Annotated in this window: 2 protein-coding genes; one reads left to right on the plus strand and one right to left on the minus strand. The window is 75.1% G+C overall.

All coding sequences use genetic code 11. The features are described from left to right. Positions 1 to 30: 30 nt before the first annotated feature. On the minus strand, positions 31 to 687 hold the full coding sequence (locus tag E1193_RS31415; RefSeq protein WP_132186742.1) for a dienelactone hydrolase family protein: 657 nt from the start codon (positions 685 to 687) through the stop codon (positions 31 to 33). A gap of 337 nt (positions 688 to 1,024) precedes the next feature. Between E1193_RS31415 and E1193_RS32290 the strand changes: the two genes are divergently transcribed. After that, a complete protein-coding gene (locus E1193_RS32290) occupies positions 1,025 to 1,198 on the plus strand; it encodes a hypothetical protein (protein WP_165945877.1) in 174 nt (57 codons plus the stop codon). Positions 1,199 to 1,319: the final 121 nt, after the last annotated feature.

Raw genomic sequence — 1,319 nt, forward strand, 5'->3', positions numbered from 1 at the left:
CCCGCACCCGCCTGACGGGGTGGGGCACCGTCAGTTCCGGACCGCCAGGTGGGTGGCGAACCAGTCGCTCGCCGCGTCGGCGACCTGATCCAGGGTGCCGGGTTCCTCGAAGAGGTGGGTGGCGTCGGGCACGATCCGCAGTTCGTTCGGCGCGGCCAGCCGCTCGGCCGCCTGCTCGTTAAGTGTGATCACCTGCTCGTCGAGGCCGCCGACCAGCATCAGGGTCGGCGCGCGCACCGCCGTCAGCGCGGAACCGGCCAGGTCCGGGCGGCCACCCCGGGACACCACCGCCGCCACCCGCTCGGGACGGGCCGCCGCGGCCACCAGGGCCGCCGCCGCTCCGGTGCTCGCCCCGAAGAGTCCCACCGGGAGCCGGCCCAGTGACGGCTCGGTGCCCAGCCAGTCCACGATCCCGGCGAGCCGGTCGGCGAGCATGCCGATGTCGAACCGCAGCTCGGCGGTGACCGCGTCGACCGCGTCCTCCTCGGCCGTGAGCAGGTCCACCAGCACCGTCACCAGCCCACGCCGCTGGAGCACCCGGGCCACCGCCACGTTCCGCGGGCTGTGCCGGGAGCTGCCGCTGCCGTGGGCGAAGAGCACCACACCGGCCGCGTCGGCCGGCCCGTCGATGTCGGCCGGCAACCCGGCCGCACCGACCGGGACGGTCACCTGTCCACGCTCACCCATGCCGCCCCTCCTCGCGTCGGCGCCCGCCTCCCCGGCGGGGCGGCGTGCCCCCAGCGGATACCCGCCGCGGGGGCCTCGCTCACCCGCTGCCGCCCGACATGCCCTGGGCGGTTCCGGGCGGCGGCCCGCCCCGGGCCGGCCCGGCAGCTCTTGGTCTGCGGCAGGTTGCGGTATCTGGTGTTCGGGATGCCGCGGGATGCCGCATTCGGTGATCGGACTAGCCGGCACGCCCCAGGGCGGGTCACGCCGCCGTCGTTTGTCGCCGGGGCCATCGGGAAGACCGGGGTGACCATCAGCACCGGCGCAGCCGCGCCCCGACGGATCGCGAGGACCTCCGATGGCGAAGCGGAAGCAGCAGACCGGTGACGTCGAGCAGGAACGGCGCGAACAGGACGCCGAACGCGGCCGGGACTGGGCGGACGAGGCGGCGCAGGCCCGCACCGCCGACGACCCCCGGGCGATGACTCCACGCGACGCCGCCGGTCGCCCCTCCAACGGCCGGCAGTTCTGACCCACAGATCGATCATGGAGTAGGCGGCCGCCCGGCCGTCAACTCCATGATCGTCAGGTTCGGTCGGACCTCAGTCGTTCTCCGGCAGGCGCATAAGGGGGGCGCGGCCGGCGGGTTGTTC

This window comes from Micromonospora sp. KC606, assembly GCF_004348675.1.
GTDB lineage: Bacteria > Actinomycetota > Actinomycetes > Mycobacteriales > Micromonosporaceae > Micromonospora.

Excerpts from the sequence above, each read along its gene's own strand:
- E1193_RS32290 (WP_165945877.1), top strand. The coding sequence starts at position 1,025 with ATGGCGAAGCGGAAGCAGCAGACCGGTGACGTCGAGCAGGAACGGCGC.
- E1193_RS31415 (WP_132186742.1), bottom strand. The coding sequence starts at position 687 with ATGGGTGAGCGTGGACAGGTGACCGTCCCGGTCGGTGCGGCCGGGTTG.